This is a genomic window from Methylobacter luteus IMV-B-3098 (assembly GCF_000427625.1).
Lineage (GTDB): Bacteria > Pseudomonadota > Gammaproteobacteria > Methylococcales > Methylomonadaceae > Methylobacter > Methylobacter luteus.
The window spans coordinates 1,336,739-1,358,166 of the sequence record NZ_KE386569.1 but is presented as its reverse complement, the minus strand read 5'-3'; the positions used below and the strand labels follow the sequence as shown (position 1 = coordinate 1,358,166).

The 21,428-nt window shown below is 47.9% G+C and carries 17 protein-coding genes; 6 read left to right on the top strand and 11 right to left on the bottom strand.

Annotated features, from left to right (window positions below; genetic code table 11):
- Positions 1-45: 45 nt before the first annotated feature.
- The 5 genes from cysN to METLU_RS28310 all read right to left on the bottom strand — a co-directional run bounded on the left by cysN (position 46) and on the right by METLU_RS28310 (position 4,690).
- Positions 46-1,674, bottom strand: a complete 1,629-nt coding sequence (cysN, locus tag METLU_RS0108160) for a sulfate adenylyltransferase subunit CysN (RefSeq protein ID WP_027157789.1) — start codon at positions 1,672-1,674, stop codon at positions 46-48.
- A 48-nt stretch (positions 1,675-1,722) separates the two neighbouring features.
- Entirely contained in the window at positions 1,723-2,631 is a 909-nt protein-coding gene (cysD, locus tag METLU_RS0108155) for a sulfate adenylyltransferase subunit CysD (protein WP_027157788.1), read from the bottom strand.
- A gap of 152 nt (positions 2,632-2,783) precedes the next feature.
- Positions 2,784-3,467: a monofunctional biosynthetic peptidoglycan transglycosylase gene (gene mtgA / locus METLU_RS0108150; protein ID WP_027157787.1), complete on the bottom strand. Its 684-nt coding sequence runs from the start codon at positions 3,465-3,467 to the stop codon at positions 2,784-2,786.
- 295 nt (positions 3,468-3,762) lie between these two features.
- A complete protein-coding gene (locus tag METLU_RS28315; protein WP_231383524.1) occupies positions 3,763-4,191 on the bottom strand; it encodes an IS1595 family transposase in 429 nt (142 codons plus the stop codon).
- Positions 4,192-4,222: 31 nt separating this feature from the next.
- Complete coding sequence (locus METLU_RS28310; protein ID WP_231383518.1) at positions 4,223-4,690, bottom strand: IS1/IS1595 family N-terminal zinc-binding domain-containing protein; 468 nt, start codon at positions 4,688-4,690, stop codon at positions 4,223-4,225.
- 286 nt (positions 4,691-4,976) lie between these two features.
- Here METLU_RS28310 and bamE point away from each other — a divergent pair, with 286 nt between their 5' ends.
- Entirely contained in the window at positions 4,977-5,258 is a 282-nt protein-coding gene (bamE, locus tag METLU_RS0108130) for an outer membrane protein assembly factor BamE domain-containing protein (RefSeq protein ID WP_331271265.1), read from the top strand.
- 56 nt (positions 5,259-5,314) lie between these two features.
- Here bamE and METLU_RS0108125 read toward each other — a convergent pair whose 3' ends face one another.
- Entirely contained in the window at positions 5,315-6,925 is a 1,611-nt protein-coding gene (locus METLU_RS0108125) for an NAD(P)/FAD-dependent oxidoreductase (RefSeq protein ID WP_027157784.1), read from the bottom strand.
- A gap of 210 nt (positions 6,926-7,135) precedes the next feature.
- Between METLU_RS0108125 and METLU_RS0108120 the strand changes: the two genes are divergently transcribed.
- Positions 7,136-9,781 (top strand): ATP-binding protein, encoded by a 2,646-nt coding sequence (locus tag METLU_RS0108120; protein WP_269209198.1) that lies wholly within the window; start codon positions 7,136-7,138, stop codon positions 9,779-9,781.
- A gap of 89 nt (positions 9,782-9,870) precedes the next feature.
- On the top strand, positions 9,871-10,668 hold the full coding sequence (locus tag METLU_RS0108115; RefSeq protein ID WP_027157782.1) for a c-type cytochrome: 798 nt from the start codon (positions 9,871-9,873) through the stop codon (positions 10,666-10,668).
- A gap of 336 nt (positions 10,669-11,004) precedes the next feature.
- Here METLU_RS0108115 and METLU_RS0108105 read toward each other — a convergent pair whose 3' ends face one another.
- Complete coding sequence (locus METLU_RS0108105; protein ID WP_027157781.1) at positions 11,005-14,529, bottom strand: bifunctional diguanylate cyclase/phosphodiesterase; 3,525 nt, start codon at positions 14,527-14,529, stop codon at positions 11,005-11,007.
- 168 nt (positions 14,530-14,697) lie between these two features.
- Here METLU_RS0108105 and METLU_RS0108100 point away from each other — a divergent pair, with 168 nt between their 5' ends.
- Positions 14,698-16,410: a proline--tRNA ligase gene (locus METLU_RS0108100; RefSeq protein WP_027157780.1), complete on the top strand. Its 1,713-nt coding sequence runs from the start codon at positions 14,698-14,700 to the stop codon at positions 16,408-16,410.
- A 218-nt stretch (positions 16,411-16,628) separates the two neighbouring features.
- Here METLU_RS0108100 and rlmN read toward each other — a convergent pair whose 3' ends face one another.
- The 4 genes from rlmN to METLU_RS24825 all read right to left on the bottom strand — a co-directional run bounded on the left by rlmN (position 16,629) and on the right by METLU_RS24825 (position 19,420).
- Positions 16,629-17,669 (bottom strand): 23S rRNA (adenine(2503)-C(2))-methyltransferase RlmN, encoded by a 1,041-nt coding sequence (gene rlmN, locus METLU_RS0108090; RefSeq protein ID WP_027157779.1) that lies wholly within the window; start codon positions 17,667-17,669, stop codon positions 16,629-16,631.
- 219 nt (positions 17,670-17,888) lie between these two features.
- A complete protein-coding gene (locus METLU_RS0108085) occupies positions 17,889-18,422 on the bottom strand; it encodes a hypothetical protein (RefSeq protein ID WP_027157778.1) in 534 nt (177 codons plus the stop codon).
- A 5-nt stretch (positions 18,423-18,427) separates the two neighbouring features.
- A complete protein-coding gene (locus tag METLU_RS0108080) occupies positions 18,428-18,952 on the bottom strand; it encodes a hypothetical protein (protein WP_036242943.1) in 525 nt (174 codons plus the stop codon).
- Between the two features lie 33 nt (positions 18,953-18,985).
- Complete coding sequence (locus tag METLU_RS24825; RefSeq protein WP_051299826.1) at positions 18,986-19,420, bottom strand: gamma-glutamylcyclotransferase family protein; 435 nt, start codon at positions 19,418-19,420, stop codon at positions 18,986-18,988.
- A 455-nt stretch (positions 19,421-19,875) separates the two neighbouring features.
- Between METLU_RS24825 and METLU_RS27830 the strand changes: the two genes are divergently transcribed.
- Together METLU_RS27830 and METLU_RS0108060 are read left to right on the top strand one after the other, a co-directional pair.
- Entirely contained in the window at positions 19,876-20,052 is a 177-nt protein-coding gene (locus METLU_RS27830; protein WP_155920500.1) for a hypothetical protein, read from the top strand.
- Positions 20,053-20,114: 62 nt separating this feature from the next.
- Positions 20,115-21,428 carry a YihY/virulence factor BrkB family protein gene (locus METLU_RS0108060; RefSeq protein WP_027157775.1) on the top strand — a complete coding sequence of 438 codons (1,314 nt, stop codon included), beginning with the start codon at positions 20,115-20,117 and terminating at the stop codon, positions 21,426-21,428.

Sequence of the window (21,428 nt, the reverse complement as noted above, 5' to 3'; positions counted from 1 at the left end):
ATGAACAATGAAAGAGGCGCATATGCGCCTCTTTGCTTATATTGATTAATAAATAATTTTTTGAGTTTTTAAAGCCGCGTAAATAGCATCAATAGATAATTTATCACTATCAAAAGCCATATCAGACACTTCGGCATTGCTGTTCACGCATAGACAGATCAATCCGGCATTTTTGACAGCCTGAATAAGCGGCGCCGCATCCTCGGTTTCCAGAACGGTCGTGGCGTGGCCGTTGTCGAATAATTTCCGTTCCAGTTGATAAGCCATTTCCTTGCCGTTTGCGCCGGTCAGGGCGATAGTCGTGGCCGTCTGGCTGAATCGAGCCGCCCGTTCCGCCACGCTGACCGGCTGTTGAATTTCATCTTCCGTATGGCCTGTGATCATGCCGGCGCCGACCGTACCGTTGGTCAGGCGATCGATAATGATGAATGAGCCGGTGCCTTTAGTGCGCTTGTAGGGGTCGAATACCACGGGCGCATTGACTGAAACCGTGCAGGAACCGATCTCGTTGAGTTTCAACTCGCTCGCGTCATGATGTTCCAGGGTATTCACATCGATGCGGTGATGAATCATCGAGATGGAGCCGGGCACGCTGCGGGTGGCCAGCTTGATAATATACTGACGGCCCGGCGTCATGGCCTGTTCGGCCATCCAGACGATGCTCGCTTTGAATTTATCCGCAACCGTTGCGGGCGCCTTTTCCTCACCGACAATCATGTCGCCGCGGCTGATGTCGATCTCATCTTCCAGGGTCAAGGTTACGGCCATGGGAGGAAAGGCCTGGTCGAGGTCGCCGTCGTAAGTTACGATGGCTTTGATTTTGCTGCTTTTACCTGAAGGCAAGGCAGTAATGCGGTCGCCTTTGCGGAAAATGCCCGACGCCACCGTGCCGCAGAAACCGCGGAAGTCGAGGTTGGGGCGGTTGACGTACTGGACCGGGAAGCGTGCATCGTCGAAATTGCGGTCATTGGCGATTTCAATGGTATTCAGCGCTTCCATCATCGGCACGCCGGTAAACCAGGGCATGTTGTCGCTGCTGTTGACCACGTTGTCGCCGTCCAGCGCCGACAGCGGGATAAAGGTGATGTCATGCAGATCCAGCGTTCGGGTAAACGCCAGATAATCGGCCTTGATGTTATTGAAGGTTTCTTCGCTATAGCCGACCAGGTCCATTTTATTGACCGCGACGATGATGTGCCTGATACCCAGCAACGAAGCGATAAAGCTGTGGCGTTTGGTCTGGGTCTGCACGCAATAGCGCGCATCGATCAGAATGACGGCCAGATCGCAGGTCGAGGCGCCCGTAGCCATGTTGCGCGTGTACTGCTCGTGTCCCGGCGTATCGGCAATGATAAATTTGCGTGTGGCGGTGGAAAAATAGCGGTAAGCGACATCAATTGTGATGCCCTGTTCGCGTTCCGCCTGCAAGCCGTCAACCAGCAGGGCCAGATCGATTTTGCCGGCGCCTGTAGTGCCGGATTTGACGCTGTCGGCCTGAACCGCGGCCAGCTGATCCTCATAGATCATTTTGGAATCATGCAGCAGGCGGCCTATCAGTGTGCTTTTGCCGTCGTCGACATTGCCGCAGGTCAAAAAGCGCAATAATTCCTTGCGCTCATGTTGCGCCAGATAAGCGTTGATGTCGGTGCTGATTAAATCTGATTGGTGTGACATAGTATTGTTTCTCTGAATTCCTGTTATTGGTTGCAGTGGCGGGTGTTGTTAAAAATACCCTTCGCGCTTTTTCTGCTCCATGGAACCGGCCTGGTCGTGGTCGATCAGTCGTCCCTGGCGTTCAGAGGTTGTGGTCAATAGCATTTCCTGAATGATTTCAGGCAGTGTGGTGGCGGTCGATTCGACAGCGCCTGTCAGCGGGTAGCAGCCTAAGGTGCGGAAGCGGACCATTTTCATTTCCACCTTGTCGTTCGGGTCGATCGGCATGCGGTCGTCGTCGACCATGATCAGCATGCCGTCCTTGTTGACGACGGGGCGTTCCTTGGCGAAATACAGCGGCACAATCGGGATGTTTTCCAGATGAATGTATTGCCAGATATCCAGCTCGGTCCAGTTGGAAAGCGGGAACACGCGAATGCTTTCGCCCTTGTCGATTTTGCCGTTATAGATATTCCATAACTCAGGGCGCTGATTTTTTGGATCCCAGCGATGATTTTTATCACGGAAGGAATAAACGCGTTCTTTCGCACGGGATTTTTCCTCGTCGCGCCGGGCACCGCCGAAAGCGGCATCAAAGCGATATTTATTCAGCGCCTGCTTCAGGCCTTCGGTTTTCATGACATCGGTGTGTTTTTTACTGCCATGGGTAAAAGGCCCGATACCCTGATCGACACCGTCCTGGTTGACATGAACCAGCAGCTCAAGACCGAGATCTTTAACCATGCGGTCGCGAAATTCGATCATCTCCCTGAATTTCCAGGTCGTGTCGACGTGCATCAAAGGGAAGGGCGGCTTGCCGGGATAAAATGCCTTCATGGTCAGATGCAACATGACGGCGGAGTCCTTGCCGATGGAATACAACATCACCGGGCGTTCGAATTCGGCGGCTACTTCACGAATAATATGAATACTTTCAGCTTCCAGCTGTTTGAGGTGGGTCAGTTTATAATCAGTCATTAATAATCCGTCAGGAATGGGTGCCTCGGTATATTTATTGAGTGAGATTAATTCAAGCTCAATAAGAAACCCTCTATTTTAATTTGATCAGGCGGTTAATGCCAGATTTGGTTGAAATTTATTGTATTGCGCCCGTTATATGGTTAATAACATTACCCGTTTTTTATATGATGATAGCCAAGATTCCGCATTTGCTTGAGAATCCAGTATTGCCGCTTGAGTACATAATTCGACGGGCGGTTTGCGCGCAGCGTTATCGGGTTGGGCAAAGTGGCCGCCAGCAGCGCGGCCTGAGAGCGGTTAAGCTGTTTTGCGGAAATGCCGAAATAGTGGCGACTGGCGGCTTCTATGCCGAATAAATGATCGCCGAATTCGGCTATGTTCAGATACATGACCAGTATTCGTTCTTTGCTCCACATTATTTCAATTAACAGCGTAAACCAGACTTCCAGTCCTTTACGAAAAAAACTTTTTGCCGGAGTCAGGAATAAATTTTTAGCCACCTGCTGGGAAATCGTGCTTGCCCCCCTCAGTCTGCCGCCCTCCATATAGACATCAATTGAAGACTGTATGGAATCCAGATCAAATCCGGAATGCTGGAAAAAACGCTGATCTTCAGCAGCGATAACGGCCGCCGAAGCGTTGGAGGAAATCTTTTCCGAACTGACCCAGGTATAGTCGATAGCTTTAAACGTTTGATCATCGATTAAATCTTCAAAATGCCGGTAGAGCATGAATGTCGATGTGGGTGCGGGTAACCAGCGTAATAATGCGCAGAATGCGATAGATGTAACCAGAAAAGTCAGCAGCAGATAAAGCGTTATATTCCGTAGCATGAGCCTTAGTGGCAATGACCGTAAGTTTCTGTTTTGCAGGCGGCGGGATTTTTTTGTCAAGGTACTGAAAAGTTTTATATCTGATGAGAGCCTGATAGCCATTAAAAATAATCTAAATACTGCTGGGTTAATGAGATATTCCAGATTAAGGTGCGTCCGCGATAATCAAATTACGACCCGTTTTTTGGAGATAGTGTAATACTTTCATGTATAAGGAAATTTATTGGCGAAGTTTAAATTAAAACCAAATCCATGCATAAGCTTATTTATTTGGCTCATAATGGATTCCAGGGAGTTAGCTGATAATCAGCTCCAACAGAGAACTTAATAACGCTTTACCGCGTTTTCTGGCGTTATGGACAAACTCGAAAAAGCCTAAATAAATGGGCAGATGCGCTTGAGAAATCCCGCGATGCGGGCGTAACCAGGAACGCAGCAGCGACCAAAACCCTTCCATTGTGTTCACATGCACTTCATAAAACCCATCACCGTCCTCATCGCGCGCATATTCCCCGGCACCATGGCAAACGCTTTTTCGCGCGTATCCCCATGACTCCAGGCGGTCATAAATCGCATATTCATCGGTGTAAATGAGCGTACCCGGCGCTATGGTGCTTTGAATCACAGGCTGGATGGTCGTTTGCTGAACATTGTCCAGCATCTGAATGACCACTGGTCCGCCGCGTTGAATCATGCCCAATATCGGCGGCTTTTCCTTGGCCAGCGTACCGCGTCCACGCGCACCTTTTAAGCGGTTACGCCGACCTTTTCGGCCTTTTTTTTACGGCTTCCGGTTGGCCTTTATGCCCGGCTACCACATAAACTTCGTCGCATTCGACTTCGCCTTCCAGCACCACCACTGGTCTTTTGCTGACGATCCCTGACCGCAACTGCTGGGTCATTGGCTGAACGTCCGTTTCATTTAAATCCAGCTCACGGGCAATCTGCGCGTTCGATAAGTTCAAGCCCATAAAATACAAGCACAGCACCCAGATCTTCAAGGGTTGATGGTGACCCGCGAAAATCGTACCGGTTAAATCGTCGAATTTGCGCTGACAGGCCTTGCAGCTGTAACGCTGCCTTTCAGACTGGGTATCATCCTTGCCCTGCTTGATTATGGCTTCTGAGCCGCAATGGGGACAAGAGACTTTATCCGGCCAGCGCAGGACGCGAATCGTTTCAAAGCATTTGGCATTGTCTAATAGTTGAGGTAAGGTAATCATCCGTCCTATCTGGGGATACTGAACCTCAAATTCAAGCTTTCAGCAATGGTTGGGTATCTCCCTGGAATCCAATAAGAGCCATTTATTTTTCTTTCTTTATAGCGTGCATGTATAAAAAAGATGCATTTATTCACATATATAAGCAGTAAATTTGACAGATTTTCATTTTAATATCAGGATAACTTATTTTTTAAAGTTAATAATGCTAATGATGAAGATTGACATTTTATATACAGCAGTTTCTTCCGGACTATTGAGAAAAACGCTCAGAGGCCTGATTATGGTTATGTTTCTTTCATCTGCTGCAGGATGCGCCACTGTCGGGCATGAGTTTCCGGCTGGCCAGGTTTCAACTATCAGGATAGGCGAAACGACTCAGAATGATATTCGCGCCACTTTCGGCAATCCCTGGAGGACCGGCATGGAAAATGGCTTGAGAACCTGGACCTATGGCATTTACCAATACAGTCTGTTCGATGATGCCAGCACGGAAGATCTTCTCATTCGGTTTGACAAGCGCGGCATTGTTTCCTCATTTGTATTTAATACTACCAAGCGATCAAAATAGTTCAAATAGGGTGCGTTATATACGGCTCGCACCCCATACCCTGCCGACCTTTTAAGTTATTTTTCCTGGTTTCGGACTATGTCCAAAGCCACAGCTTCGGCTATCTTGATGCCGTCCACGGCGGCGGAAAGAATGCCGCCCGCATAGCCCGCACCTTCTCCCGCCGGATACAACCCTTTGGTATTCAGGCTTTGATAGTCGGCGTTGCGTTTGATGCGCACGGGGGATGACGTTCGTGTCTCAACGCCGGTCAACACTGCATCGTGCATGGCAAATCCCTTTATTTTTTTGTCGAAAGCCGGTATGGCTTCGCGTATCGCCTCTATGGCGTAATCGGGCAGGGCGGAGCTTAGATCGCATAAATGCACGCCCGGCGTATAGGAGGGTTGCACGCTGCCCAGCGCAACCGAGGGTCGCTGGGCCAGGAAATCGCCCACCAGCTGTCCCGGCGCTTCATAGGTTTTTCCGCCCAACTCAAAGGCATGGGCTTCCAGTCGGCGCTGGAGCTCGATTCCGGCCAGCGGATGGTCCGGATAATCATCCGGCGTAATGCCGACAACAATGCCGCTGTTGGCATTGCGCTCATTGCGCGAATACTGGCTCATGCCATTGGTCACGACATGGCCCGTCTCGGATGTGGCGGCTACCACCGTGCCTCCGGGACACATGCAGAAACTGTAAACGGAGCGTCCGTTGCGGCAGTGATGAACCAGTTTGTAATCGGCGGCGCCGAGCATGGGGTGCCCCGCATTTTTGCCAAAACGACAGGCATCGATCAGCGATTGAGGGTGCTCGATGCGAAAGCCGATGGAAAAGGGCTTGGCTTCAATATAAACGCCGCGATCATAAAGCACTTTGAAGGTATCCCGTGCGCTGTGGCCGACGGCCAGCACGATGTGATCGCAGCGAATTGTTTCGCCGTTGGCGAGTTTGACGCCGCGCACCTGTCCGTTGTCGATGTCAATGTCGTCCACGCGGCTTTGAAAGCGTATTTCGCCGCCCAATGACTCGATGGTCGCGCGCATCTGTTCTACCATCGATACCAGTTTGAAGGTGCCGATATGCGGTTTGCTGACATAGAGAATTTCAGCAGGCGCGCCGGCTTTCACGAACTCTGTCAGCACCTTGCGGCCGTAATGATTAGGGTCCTTGATCTGGGTATGAAGTTTGCCGTCGGAAAAAGTGCCGGCGCCGCCTTCGCCGAACTGAACATTCGATTCAGGATTGAATACGCTTTTGCGCCAGAGGCCGAAAGTATCCTTAGTGCGCTCGCGAACCTCTTTGCCGCGCTCCAGAATGACGGGTCGAAAACCCATTTGGGCCAGAATTAAAGCTGCAAACAGTCCGCAGGGGCCGGTGCCGATTACAACGGGCCGACTGGACAAATCCATGGGCGCCCGGGTTACAAAGCGATAAGTAGTGTCCGGTGTTAAGGAAATATGCGGATCATCATGCAAGCGTTTCAGGATACCCTGCTCATTGTCGGTTTCAACATCGATAGTATAAATAAGGAAAATTGAATCCCGATTGCGGGCATCAATGCCGCGACGAAATATCGTATAATTAATTAAATGTTCTGCACTGAGGCCAAGCCGATCGAGAATGGCGGTTTTGATCATACTTTCCGGATGATCGAGCGGGAGTTTAAGTTCAGTGATTCTCAACATGTAGTTTATTCCGAGAGGCCTCGCTTAGGGGACCTTATATATTGCGGGTCAGTGTGATGGGATAAGAACTATTTTACCTTAATGGCATTTTTCTTGTTAGCAGCTATTTAGGCACCTTTATTCAGTTATGCTACTTTTACTCAGTTATGCTATTAAAAAAATAGGGCGTAACGTAAACAAAACCATTTTTACGTTGTTAATAATCAGAATATGACTTTCGGTTTTGCAATGATCCGTACATCAAAATATCTATTTTTAATCGGGCTTATTGCCGGAGCCTATTTTGTTTCTGGTTTATTAGGCCAAATGCTTAAAGTTCCGCCCAGTAATGCCGGCGCACTATGGCCGCCTTCCGGTATTTCCCTGGCGGCAATGCTCCTGTTGGGCAAGCGGATCTGGCCCGGTATATTCATAGGCAATTTCTGTATCAGTGCGTGGGCCTTTGGTTTTAAGGAAGAATCACTGATTGTATATGCGGTAACCGGTTTGGGGGCTGTGTCATGTGCTCTTGCCGGCACCTATCTGATAAAACGCTTTGTCGGCTTTCCAAATCCGCTAGTTGAGGATAAAAGCATTGTGCTTTTCATGTTGCTGGGTGGCCCCTTAAGTTGTCTGTTACCGCCAACCATAGCCATGATCGCCATGAGCCTGGACGGTATTATTTCGGCATCCGAGATTCCCGTCAATTGGATTAGCTGGTGGGTTGGCGATACCATGGGCGTGCTGGTATTCACCCCGTTGACATTGATCATTTTTGCGCAGCCGAAACATATATGGCGCAAGCGCCTGGCTTCAGTAGGCATACCGCTTGTTTTGGCAAACGCATTAGTTATTGTATTTTTCTTGTATATGCAAGAAATAGATCAGCAACAGCGTCAGCAAAAATTCAAAAATCAGGTCATCACGCTATCTCAGGCCTTAAAAAATCGTATTGATGGCGATCTGCACGCCATTAACAGCGTCCGGATTTTTTTCATGGGTTCCGATAATGTTGAAAATCAGGAGTTCATATTGTTTACCAAGCAGGCGTTGTCTCCTTTTAAAGAGATAGAATCGCTGACATGGATAAGCCATTTGTCGGCAGGAATTGGCAACATTGAATTCACATCCATACTTAATAAGCGAATTACCGACTATTCAAACGATCAGCAGGTATTCTCGGCAAATCCAAATCATTTGCTGAAGGGGGATTTTACCTCTTCCGAATTTGGCTATCTCTCAGTCGAAGGCGATAAGGTCATACTGGTAATGCCGGTTTTCAACAAAGCAAAAAACAATGAAAAACTACTGCGAGGGGCTATTGTAACAAGGATTTCTATTGATGAACTGGTGCGCGAATCATTCAACGAATTGAACACGGCAGACAGCTTTTTTACTGTCAGCACGTCTAAAGGCGCAGAGAACCAGAAAAAAATCATTTTTTCCAATGCTGGCGACCAATCCACCAACAAAGCTTCCGAAGAATACGCATTCTCTGTCGCCGACCACCAGTGGCGATTGAGCTTTTACCATAACTCGGTTTTGGAAAATTCGCGCATTTACTGGCCCATGTGGTGGGTTTTAGTCAGTGGATTGCTATTTACCAGCTTGCTCGGCGTCGGTCTTTTAATACTAACAGGACGTTATTTTCGGACCGAATCCATTATCGAGGAACGGACGGCAGCATTACTGCAGGCAAAAAATGCTGCCGAAACGGCCAATAATGCCAAAAACCAGTTTCTGGCCAATATCAGCCATGAGTTGCGCACCCCGTTGAATGGCATATTAGGCTTTACACAACTGTTGCAGAAGCGATCATCCCTGCCTGAGGATGTTAAAAAGCACGTCAATATCATTAAACAATGCAGCGATAATCTTCTGACGCTGATTAGCGATATTCTCGATATTTCGGCGATTGAATCCAATAAAATTAAGATTGATATCGGCAATTTTGACTTTGAGTTATTGCTGGACAATCTGGTTGATGTTTTCAAGCTGCAAGCCGATGAAAAAAACCTGACTTTAATTGTCAACAATGAAGTCAGCCCCCAATATTTGAAAGGTGATGAAACACGCATCCGGCAAATCCTTGTCAACTTGCTCAGCAATGCCATCAAATACACAGACTATGGCAGCGTAAGCATCAATTCAAGCTACCATAACGGAAATCTGGTTGTCTCTGTTGGGGACACAGGCTGTGGAATTGCCCAAAAGGATCTGGAGCAGATTTTTTCTCCTTTTGTGCAAATCAATGCTTCTGACTTTGTCAGGGAAGGCGTGGGTCTCGGCTTGGCCATTACCCGCGAACTGGTTGATTTTATGGGAGGGGAAATCACTGTCACCAGTCAGCCCGGCAAAGGTAGTATTTTTTCAGTTTCACTGCCGCTGCCGATCAGTACTAGAAATCAGTATGGCGCAATCCCTGATCAACAGGTGAAGACCGAAAGAAATACCGCTATGCGCGTTTTGATTGCCGATGATAGCGAGATCAATTTGCTGTTACTGGCTAATATGCTTGAGCAGTATGGTTGTGTCGTCGATTCTGCCATGAACGGCCAGGAAGCCTTGCAATTAATCAGCGAACAGGACTATCAGATGGCACTCATAGATCTCAATATGCCTGTCATGACCGGCCTGGAGTTGGTGAAAGTTATAAGAAGTCAGCATAATCCGCTAAAAATTGCCGCTATCAGTGCTTATGCCGATGAACATAAGATAACGGAAGCACTGAAAGCCGGATTCGATTTTTATTTAACCAAGCCGCTCGATGAAAACAAACTGATAAAAATATTAATGGATGTGCGGGAAGAGAAACAAATTATTGTCCGCGGGCCTGATCTTATTAAGAACAGCTCCATTACGCCTCTATCATGGTGATGTAAAAAGCTCGGTGATATGATTTAAAACAATCAGACCATTTCTTCCGGAAAGACCCGCTTAACAAAAACAAAAAAAGAGACTCTGACATGACAGGCATAAGACAATTACTCAGCTTTGTATTGTTACTAGCATTGCCCCAGGTAAGCCCGACTGCTGACTGGCCGAATTTTAATCTGCTTAAAGCCGATCCCGCGCAACTGCCTAAATCGGAAACGGTAAAAATCAGCCATGATCCTGTTTACAAGTCAGCGAAGGAATACGAAGCTTATTCGCTGTCGGCAATCCTGAACAAAATTCCCGTGCCGCCTTCATTAAAAGACGATGAGCTGGTTGTCGTGTTTACAGCGGCCGATGGCTATAATGTGTCCATGGCTTATCAGGATGCCATGGACGAAAAGGGCTTTATCGCTTTCAAGGACAATGCCGCCGAGCCCAAAAAATGGCTGGAATTTAAATTCGGCAAGCAAACTATCACGCCGTCACCGTTTTACCTGGTCTGGCCAAAAAAAGGACTGGACGAGTGGCGATTTCCCTGGCCATTTCAATTGGTTTCGCTGTCGCTGCAGCCCACCAAGTCTTATTTCGGCGCCGCCGCGCCCGCCAAAACCGATGACCGGACTAAAAATGGTTTTAAATTGTTCAGCCGCTACTGCATTCGCTGCCACTCGGTCAATCTTGCCGGAGGTGAGGTCGGTCCGGAACTGAATATCCCGAAAAACATTACCGAATATTTTAAGGAACAGGAACTGGCCGGATTCATACGCAATGCGGCTGAGTATAGAGCCGGCACGAAAATGCCATCGTTTGAGAACATCATTACGCCTGATGATGCCAAGGATATCGTGCATTATCTGAAACAAATGAAACTGGGAAAAAAGCAGTAAACGATGGAAAACACAAAAAATGTCATTCTCCTAATAAAGACGATAGCGTCAGCAACAAATACGGTATCCAGATCACGCCTGTGTGGGATTTGCCTTTTCAGATTGTCTCGACAAAATTCGGGTTCAGAGGCTTTACCGATTTTCGCGCCGATGAAACCAATGCTTCAGGTGCTTTAATGTTTTTCTGCAACTGCAATTACTACTGGATTTAGGGGATTTATTCGGTTGGAAAAGCGATAAGATTTATGTGGGCACCGAATATTCCTATTGGTACAGCAAGTTTGGCATAAGCGGTATTAATGAGTCTGTGGTTCAGGTCATGGCTATCGGTTTTTTCTAAAGGCTTATGGACCGGCGCCACAAGCTATAGTATTTTTCCGCAAATTGGATTGCCGGCAGAGGCGGGCTGAAATAATGGCCCTGAAAGCTTTGGCACTCCTGCTGTTTCAGAAGGTCGAACTGTTCCGCCGTTTCCACACCTTCGGCAATGACATGCAAGCCCAGGTGTTTGGCCATGCCAAGAATGGTCTCTACAATCACTGCATCACTGAGATCGGTTAAAATGTCCCTGACGAAACTGCGGTCTATTTTTAAAATGTCAATCGGCAGTTTTTTCAAATAGGACAGGGAAGAGTAACCGGTGCCGAAATCATCCATGGCAATCGAGACTCCTAATGCTTTTAAGGCTCTCATTTTGGCGATGGTATCGTTTATATTATCAATCATCACGCCTTCAGTCAGCTCAATACCAAGCAGATACGGTGCGATTCCGTTACTGGTCAGGGCATGTCTTACCTGTTCAACGAAATCGGGCTGCCTGAATTGGCGGGAACTGACATTGATGGAAATATGCGGCAAATTAACTCCCGTCGCTTGCCAGGCTTTAATCTGGCAGCATGCTTCCACCAATACCCATTGGCCTATCGCCAAAATCAAACTGCTTTCTTCAGCAATAGAAATGAAATCTATCGGCAGTAGGGTGCCTTTACTGGGATGTCGCCATCGAATCAGCGCTTCCGCGCTCAATACGACGCCTTCGCTGTCAACCAGAGGTTGATAGTAAAGACTGAATTGGGTCTGCTTGATAGCAAACCGCAAATCATTTTCCATGTTGATGCGCAAATCAGCGACTTCCTGCATGCTGGGGTGATAAAAACTGATCGTGTTGCGGCCGCTGGCTTTTGAACGATACATGGCGGTATCGGCTTGTTGTAAAATGATATCCGTGCTTTCATGGTTATCGGGAAACAAGGCAATACCGATGCTGGTTGATATCTGATGCTGATAATCCTTGAGAAAGAAGGCCTGATTTAGTGCGGCTCTGATCTTTTCAGCGGCGGCAATGGCATGATCCGCCGCTACCGTTAAACTGCCCAGGTCAGGATGCAGCAGTATAACAAACTCATCTCCACCCAGACGGGCCGGGGTGTCCTCTTTTCTAAGCACCGAAGACAGGCGCGCCGCAACCTGTATCAACAATTCATCACCGGCCTGATGGCCTAGTGAGTCATTCAGTAATTTAAAGTGATCCAGGTCCAGAAAGATGACGGCGCCATACCGCCGATGTCTTCTGGCTACGGCCAGGGCATGCTCGAACCGGTTCAGCAGCAGGCGTCGATTGGGCAAACCCGTTAAGGAGTCATAAAAAGCCATTTTATGAATTTTATTGGCGGCCTCTTTCTGCTCGGTAATATCCGAGAAAACGCTTATATAGTGGCTGACTTCATTGGCATCGTTTTTAACAGCGGTAACCGTTTGCCATTCAGGATAAATTTCTCCATTCTTGCGCCGATTCCATATTTCTCCTTCAAATTTACCGAGGGTTTGCAGTTGCCGCCAAAATTCGTCATAAAACGCCTGATCATGATATCCCGATTTCAGGATGTTAGCGCTTTGCCCTTCAGCCTGTTCGGCTGAATAGCCGGTAATTTCGGTGAAGGCCCTATTGACGCGCAGGATTCTGGCGTTCTTATCGGTAATCATGATGCCTTGCAGACTTTCAAAAGTCGTTGCGGCCAGACGCAATTGTTCTTCAGCCTTCTTTTGGTCGGTGATATCAATCATGAAACCGACCTTTTCCGTCACTCTATCACCGTGGATGATCAGATGAACCACATCACGCAGCCAGACGCAGCGGCCGTCGGCCGCAATCATGCGATATTCAAAGTCGTAATTGCGAAGATTCCGGATTTCTTCCGCACAATAAGCGGTCGCGGCTTCTCTGTCATCCTCATGAATATGCTGCCGCCAAAAATCGGCTTCATTAAGCCAGCTGTCAACCGGATAACCCAATATGCTTTCCGCTTCATCGCTGACAAACAAGAATCTGAATGACTTCGGATCCGCGCGCCAGACGATGGCCGATTGCGTTTGCACCAGTTTTCTGAATTGTTGTTCGCTGGCAGCCAGTTTTATATTGCTCTGATTGAGTTCCTCAGTGCGCTTGTCGACTTCGGATCTCACCTTTTCGGTATGACCTGTCAATACCAACAAGCCGATACTCATAAAGCTGGTCAATACCATGCCTCCTGCAAGCCACTGCCAGACAGACCAGGAATAATGATCGCTGAGAAATTCCTGGTCGGGCGCAATCTCCAGAAACCATTGATGCTCTGCCAGATTCACGGTTGTGAAGGCGGTCAAATTTAATGGATCGTGTAATGCCCGATTATCATTTGATTGAAAAATAGTTATCGCGGCTGAACTTGTGTCATCAAAAAGCTTGACCACAACATGCGGATAGTTTTTCCAGTCCATGGCCTTTCCGACAAAGTTCTTAATATTGATAACGCCGACTACGAGACCTTTCAATCTTGTATCGGTGTGAAAAACAGGCAGGCAAACCATGAATTCGTGCTTGCCCGTCACAATCAATTCGCGCGTCCCTATAGCTAGTCCGTTTGCTATTTCAGCCACTGATTTAAATTCGGCGGTTTCCTTGTTGTCCGCCCTATATTTGCTGATGAAGGAGGGGTCGTTTTTATTGCCGGATGCTTCAAGCCACTCAAGCCGTGCAATATCTGTCTGTTGATTAAGAATGGAACGCGAGAAAGCCTGAAAATTGTCTTCTGATATCGATCCGGGGAGGTCAATTAATCCTTTAACTAATTGCAAAACCATCCGATGCTGTTGGAGTGCATGTTGCAGATCGTTGCGGATGATAGTGGATCGGCGATCGATAAGTTTATGCAGGCGCTCAGTCTCTTTCTGCTGGGCAAATAAATAGCCGGCTGAAATCAGAATGAAAATGCCGACCAATGGCAAGCCCAGAGAAAACAAACGCTGTCGCCAAATTCTATGGCGGCGGTTAAAAACAACGAAAAACAGCGGGGTAAAGACGGCAATGCCGGCACAGTCTCCCAGCCACCAGGTTAAAAACGAAGAACCCAGATCCTGTTCGATGATAACGCCGGTCAGAAATAGAGAATACACACTCAGGACGGCCGGCAGGAAGGTCGCCGCGGGGCCTGCGAGCATAAAGAACAGAATAATCAGAGGGGTTGAAATCAAGTCATTCGGAAAGCCTGCCAGTTTTCTGACCAAGGTACTGCCCAGCCAGGCTCTGAGCACGCTATTAAGCGGACTAAGAAAAGAAATGGCTGATTCCGGCGATGATGCCAATAATGCCGATATATCATAGACCTCATAGTGTATCAGCAATTCAGCCACAAATATGCCAGGCAAGACCCGGTTGCCCCATAACAGAACAGCAGCCAAACCGATACCCGCCGGTGGCCAAATGGCCGTCGCATAACTGGGAGGCAGCGATAATGGCAGCGTCAGCATGCCGGCCGTATAGAAAATTACAGTAGTTGCAATGATAGGCAACCAACTTTTAACTGACATATTTAGTGTAGTCATTGGCCTCATTGATAAGCTGTAGTTAAATTTTATTAAGTCTACCTTAAAAACTCAGTGGCCTATCTGTTTTTTTACAGCCAGGCAGGCAAGCCGAGATATCGGGATGACTAAAACCGTATTAAATCTGTAAAATAGCATTTTTCAATTTTTTCATCTTTCAAAAACAGAATGCGTACTACTCAATTTCCACTCAATACCATTAAAGAAACCCCGGCCGATGCCGAAATCGCCAGCCATCAGCTGATGATACGCGCCGGACTTATCCGTAAACTGGCTGCCGGTCTTTATACCTGGTTGCCGTTGGGGCTGCGGGTATTGCGCAAAGTGGAAAGGATCACGCGCGAGGAAATGGAAAAAGCCGGCGCGCTTGAAGTCCTGATGCCGGCGTTGCAGCCGGCTGAGCTGTGGCAGGAGACCGGTCGATGGGAGCAGTACGGGCCGGAACTGGCGCGCCTGAAAGACCGCCACGATCGCGACTTCTGCCTGGGCCCCACGCACGAGGAAATCATTACCGATCTGGCGCGCAACGAAATCAAAAGCTACAAGCAGTTGCCCATTACCTATTATCAGGTGCAAACCAAATTCCGCGACGAAATTCGTCCGCGCTTCGGCATCATGCGTTCACGCGAATTCGTCATGAAGGATGCCTACTCGTTTCATCTTGACCAGGCTTCGCTGCAGGAAACCTACGATGTCATGTATCAGGCCTACAGCAATATATTCAATCGTCTGGGCTTGAAGTTTCGTGCAGTGATTGCCGACTCTGGATCCATCGGCGGCGCCGTCTCGCATGAATTCCACGTGCTGGCCTATTCCGGAGAAGACGCCATCGCCTTCTCGACCGAGAGCGACTACGCGGCCAATGTCGAAAAGGCCGAAGCCGTCATGCCGGCCGGATCGCGCGCCCAGCCGACGGCTGAATTAACACTGGTCGATACGCCCGATCAGCACAGCATTGAAGAGGTCAGCCGCTTTTTCGGCATTTCGCCGCAGCAATGCCTGAAAACCCTGATAGTAAGAGGCGAAGAAGAGGGCACGCTGGTGGCGCTGCTGTTAAGAGGCGATCATGAACTGAACGTGATCAAGGCTGAAAAAATCGACGGCATTGCCGCGCCGCTTAGCTTTGCCAGCGACGAGGAAGTCTACAGCGCCTGCCGCAGCAAACCCGGTTCACTCGGCCCGATAGGCCTGGACATCAAAATTATCGCTGACCGCAGCGTGGTTTTGATGTCCGATTTCGTCTGCGGCGCTAACCAGGACGGCAAGCATTATCAAGGCGTCAACTGGGAGCGAGATCTGCCGGTGCCCGCAATCGAGGACCTGCGCACGGTTGTTGAAGGCGATGTCAGCCCGGACGGTCAGGGCACGATCACGCTGGCGCGCGGCATTGAAGTCGGTCATATCTTCCAGTTGGGCACCAAGTACAGCGCTGCGATGAAAGCCGATATCATTAACGAAGCCGGCAAAAACCAGACCATGATCATGGGCTGTTACGGCATCGGCATCTCGCGTGTGGTGGCGGCGGCCATCGAACAAAATCACGACGATAAAGGCATTATCTGGTCGGACAGTCTGGCGCCGTTCCAGGTCGCGCTCTGCCCCATGAACATGCACAAATCCGAGCGTCTGAAAGAAGCGTCCGAAAAGCTGTATCAGGACCTGCAGGCGGCCGGCATCGAGGTGTTGTTCGACGACCGTAAAGTCCGCGCCGGTTTCATGTTCTCGGACATGGAGCTGATCGGCATTCCGCACCGCATCGTCGTCGGCGACCGCGGCCTGGATACGGGCACGGTCGAATACAAGGCCAGAACGGAGCAGGACAGCATGGAAATCCCGTTTACGGAAATCATCGACTTTTTGAAAGCCAGACTGAACCCTTAAGTCAGGGCAGGGGCGGCCAGCCGGCCGCCCTATGAACCTTTACGGCTCCTGAATCAAACTCAGCGTTTTCTCAGGCAGTTTATCGACCGTCTTTCCCTCCAGATGCAACCGGGCATCTTCATGCACTGTGGTCATGAACTTGATCAAGCGCGGTAGGATACGGTGAGGTACGAACCGCATCGTTCGCGATCGATGCGCATCACTGCGTTCAGCGCATCCTACTGATTATTGGAATTGAGTTGTCCGCATGCTGCTAATACGTCATCACCTTTAGCACCTCTTATTAAAGTCGGGATCTTAAAAGCATCCAAAACTTCCTTAAACTTTTCAACCTTATCCAAATCCGGACGCGTGTAACGTGATCCCGGGAATGAATTAAAAGGAATCAGGTTTATATAAGCGCTTTTGCCGGCCAGCATCATCCCCAGTTTTTTAGCATCATCTGGAGAGTCATTAAAATCCTTTATCAGAATATATTCATAAGTAACAAATTGCTTTTTATTTAAAGGTATCTTGTCAATATAGGCCAACACCTCATCTAGTGGATATTTTTTATTAATGGGGATAAGTTCATTTCTCTTTTCTTCAAACGGTGAATGAAGGGATAGCGCAAGGTTCACGCCAGGAACTTCCTGACTCCATCTTTTAAGCCCAGGAATATAACCAGCCGTTGAGACAGTAATTTTTTGAACGCCAATTGAAGTTCCATGTTGAGATAAAAAAATTTCACACGCTTTTTTAACGGCATCAAAATTATGTAAAGGCTCGCCTTGTCCCATAAAAACAATATTTAAAATCCTCTCTTCTCCAGGCCTGTTTGTTGCCAACCAGCGCCAAGCCTTTAGAAATTGCCCAACAATTTCACTCGTGGTCAAATTTCTTTTAAGCCCTTGCTCTCCGGTAAAACAAAAAGAACAATTCATTGCGCAGCCAACCTGCGATGAGAGGCAAATAGAATATTTATTGTTAAACGGGATAAGGACTGTTTCAACCTTATGATGGTCTTTAAGCTTAAAAAGAAATTTTACTGATCGATCTCTTTGTGACTCATAAACTGTATCGATTTCGGGTAGAGAAAAATCAAAATTTTGTTCAAAAAAGGCCAATGAGGATTTAGAAATTTTATTATGGCACTGAGTGTTTTCTTTTTTCTTGTAATACCAGTTAAAAAGAACTGTCGCCACTGAGGGGTTTAAGTTATTTTGATTTACAACTGCCTCTAAATCAGAATAATTTAGATCATAAAAAGACTGTTTCAAAAGTTTCTCCAGGCAAGATCAGCATTTTGCCGATATCGATTAGCTTTAAAAATATTAGGGGCGAGTCAAATTTTGTTCCAACCCGGCTTAATTTTCATGCAACAATCACCCTCGAGCAGTAAGGGCTTAGATAATTAGCTTATTGGTGGCGGCACATCAAGTTCGGGGTTTTACAATTAATGGATGCATATACAAATCGTCAGGTGAGCTTGTAAGTATTCACAGCTCCTGAATCAAACTCAGCGTTTTCTCAGGCAGTTTATCGTCCGTCTTTCCCTCCAGATGCAACCGGGCATCTTCATGCACGGTGGTCATGAACTTGATCAGACGCATCTCGTGCTGCATTTTCTCTTCAAAATCCTCGGCTTCCCACATCTGATTGAGCAGGTATTTCGCGTGATGATGGATCGTGAAGGCGACTGCCTCTGGCAGATGCGTGTAACTGGTACGGATCGACGATTTGAGCTGATCGAGTGAGTCCAGATACTGCTTGTAGTCCTTGATGTCCTGTTGGCACTTGGTTTTGAACATGGCCAGCTCGGCATCATGCCTGGTCCTGAGCAATGCAATGTCGTGTTCCAGTTGCACGCTGCGCTTTTTCAGGTCGGCTTCCAGCGCTTTCTCGGCCAACACGTGTGCGTGCCTGAGTCTGGCCTGTTGTTCCTGATTGGCCTCCTGCCAGTCCAGGTTGTCCTTTTTAACCGCATGAAAAAGATTGGCAAGGTTAAGTACCCAGTTTTTTAAAACAGACATAAGCGCTAGATGAAGGTGGAAATTTTTTGCTGAAGTTGTAGCAGAGACTCAATATCCTGCTGCTTGCGATAGCGGATATTGTCCTGCCGTAATTGCTTGAAAGTGGTTTTTGGCAATTCTTTCTTGATCGCCAGCAGATCCTTATGAATGGATTTCGATAAAGATCGGATGTGCTTGCGGTTGTTCGCCTTTAACAGGCGCTTTCTACGCAATTCATTCAGGTATTTTATTTTTAATGTTCTGAAATGAAACAGTTGCCTGATGCGCTCCTGCTGGGCCTGAACAAACAGCAGCCGGCGGTGCAGGCGCTCTCCGGCAGACAAGTAATTCAAAACAGAGCGCATGATTATTTTAGGCATGGCCAGCAATGCAGTAATGATCAGGACAGCCAGCGCGCTTAACAGCATCGCTGATCCCAATTTGGTGATCAGTTCAGGCAAACCGGGAATGTTCAGCCATAGCAGTATTTCCGCCAGCACCAAGACCGGCAGCGAGAGCAGGAACAGTAGAAAGGAAATTCTGATAATCAAGCAGCCAACCGCAATAAATCTTTGATAAATAGTTTAACCGGCATTGTATCGGACTTTGCCAAAACCCCGTAGATGGGCGACGTAATCGCCCGAGGGAATGCGGGCCAGTCCGGCGACGGCGCGGTTGTAGATATAAACCCATGCCTGACGGACAGTGCCGTCGCGCACCGTTATATCAATCTGCTTTCTGACGTACTCATGCGGTTTTGGATACTTAGCCGAGCACTGCTCATAGTCATCCAGCAGCAGGAAAAGTTCATCTTTGTTAATGATGCGATAGAGTTCTCCATGCACGCGGCAACGACCATGAGTCGATTCGACGACGCCGGGGTAACTGTCGAGCTGATAGAGATGGCCGCACAGGCTGCCCTGGTCGTGGAACTGGCAATATCGCTTCATCAAATCATGCACAGGCAATGCAAATTCCTGCCTTAGAGTGCCATAAACAAATATAAACTCGTCAGACATGGCCAGCCTTAAATATGATCGGGCTGGATGCGTCGAATCGCACTATAAAAAGGCACGCTTCTGGAGGTCCTGTTGCCGAATACCTTGGCAAGGCGCTCATCAAAGCATCGGCGGCCCGTTTGTTGAAATAATCTGTCTTCCTCAGTCATCTGCCCGGTTTTTGTCCTGGTAACATTTGAATAATCGCCGTCGGCTGACGAATAGCGCCAATGGCAACAAGTACGTCGGAAACGGATCATAGGTTAATTCGTGGCGTTAATGAGAGCGGCATTCATCCTGAATTTAGTCCCGGCATCAAGATAGACAAAGACTTAGCGATGCGCTATTGTCAAAACACGGCCGCTCAACCTTTATATTTTACGCTAAATGACGTTATGCGTTGTAGCTTCTGTTGGCAACCGGATTGCCTTACAATCTTTTCAATTCATCGACTTCTATTTCGACCAGGTGTTTTCATGAGCGATCGCCCTATGGCTACGAGAATCAAATGCGTTTTTACATTGTTGCTACTGATGATACTGGATATCGGCCCGATTCCGATCACTGCCGGCATGGGCTTGTTTATCGTACTGTTTCGGCCGCTATGGTTTAAAAGACTCATTGACACGATTTACAGCAAGGATTCGCATTGATTTGAATTAGAGGCGCTTCAAGCAGTCATATTTAACGGAATTCGACAGCATAGGACCAGCTCATGAATCTCAATTTCATCGATTATTTTAAAGAAGACATCTGGGTACAGCGCGAACAGCGGCTTTCGCCTTTCAAGGCGAAACTGCTGAAATTCACAAAAGTCATTCTCTTGTCCTATGAAGGATTCAATCGCGATCTGGGACCTTTAAGAGCGTCCGCCTTGACGCTTTATTCGCTATTGGCGATTGTACCGGTTATCGCCTTGCTGTTTGGCATCGCCAAGGGCTTCGGCTATGAAAAAACACTGAAGAAGCAATTACTCGAGCAGATGCCAAGCCAGGATGCGGTGGTGCTGAAATTAATCGATTTTGCGGAAAATATGCTGGCCAGTACGCAAGGCGAGGTGGTGGCTGGTATCGGTATCGTTGTCTTGTTTTGGACCGTGATCAAATTGATCGGTCATATCGAAAAATCGTTTAACCATATCTGGAAAATAGACAAAGGCAGGCCGCTAGGGCGTAAATTAAGCGACTATCTGTCAGTCATGCTGCTGGCCCCTGTTTTATTGGTCATTTCCAGCGGTATTACCGTATTTCTGAAAACACAGATAACCTGGCTGATAGAGGCTATCAACTTGCCGGAAGTAGGTACATTGCTAGTGCTTAGATTACTGGGTTTATTGCCGGTCATCATTCTGTCCGCGCTCTTCGCTTTTACATTTATTTTTATGCCTAACCTTAAAGTGGATTATAAGGCGGGCATTATCGCCGGTGTGATTACGGGTGTTGTCTATCAATTGGTGCAGTGGGCCTATCTGAGCCTGCAAATCGGCGTGTCGAGCTATAACGCCATTTACGGCAGTTTCGCCGCCTTGCCTTTGTTCATCATCTGGCTGCAGATCGGCTGGATGATCGTCCTGTTCGGTTGCGAGATCAGTTTTTATCTGCAGAATTACGAGGATTACCAAGGCAAGAACAAAGTTGAAGACATCAGTGTTTTTCTGAAAAAAGTTGTCGCGCTGAAAATAGCGCATTTGATCATTAAGAATTTTGTTGAACAGCAAAATCCCCTAAGCGCGGTTGAAATAGCATCCAGACTGGCTATTCCCGCCTATGTTGTCCATAGCGTTCTGTTGGAACTGATGGCGTGCCAGATTGTTGTCCAGGTTAAAACCGAGGACGATGCCGATGAGGTTTATCTTCCCGCTGTCGATGTCAATAAAGTGACGATGGCTTATGTTATTAATGCGCTGGAGCGGCGGGGGCAGAATCATTTGCCGGATATCAGGCAGGACGAGCGGTTTATGACTGTGGTCAACGACTTCAGGCAACGGATCGAAAACGACGAGAAAAACCGTTTATTGAAAGACATTTAA